Origin of the sequence: Arenibaculum pallidiluteum, from assembly GCF_017355985.1 — a bacterium.
Lineage (GTDB): Bacteria > Pseudomonadota > Alphaproteobacteria > Azospirillales > Azospirillaceae > Arenibaculum > Arenibaculum pallidiluteum.
The window spans coordinates 1-675 of record NZ_JAFIQU010000050.1; the positions used below are offsets into that span (position 1 = coordinate 1).

The 675-nt window shown below is 73.6% G+C and carries 1 protein-coding gene; it reads left to right on the forward strand.

The annotated features are described in order from the left end of the window. Positions 1–675: ferredoxin reductase (locus JUB13_RS31030; protein WP_328703053.1), on the forward strand; the 675-nt coding region annotated here is incomplete at both ends.

Here is a 675-nt window from a genome sequence, read left to right on the forward strand (position 1 = left end):
GCCATGGACGGAAGCATTGCCGCTGGGGGCACGGGCAAGGTGCGGGACTGGCAGCCGGCGCGGGTGCGCGCGGTGCGGGACCTGACGCCGGACGTGCGGCTGTTCGAGATCGAGCCGCTGGGGCGCTTCGTCGCGCCGCGGCCGGGCAGCCACATCAACGTGACGGTGCATGTGGACGGCCGGCCGGACATGCGCTCCTACTCGGTGGTCGGCCCGTGCAGCGACGGCGTCTACCGCATCGCCGTCAAGAACCTGCCCGACGGCCGCGGCGGCTCGGCCTACATGTTTACCCTGGCTCCCGGCGCCCAGCTGCAGATCTCCGAGCCCGGCAACCATTTCGAGCTCGAGCGCGGCCGCCCGGACTACCTGCTGCTGGCCGGCGGCATCGGCATCACGCCGATCTACACCATGGCCCTGGACCTCGCCGCGCATGGCGCGCCGTTCCGCCTGCTGTACGGGGCGCGCCGGCGCGTCGACCTGGCGCTGGCCGAGGATCTGGCGGCAAAGATCGGCGACCGGCTGCAGGTGTTCGTGGACGAGGAGGGGGCGCGCATCGATCTTGAGGCCGAGATCGCCCGGCTGGCGCCCGGGGGCGAGCTGTACGTGTGCGGCCCGATCGGGCTGCTGGAGGCGGCGCGGCGGGCCTGGCAGGACAGCGGGCGGCCGGTGGACGGG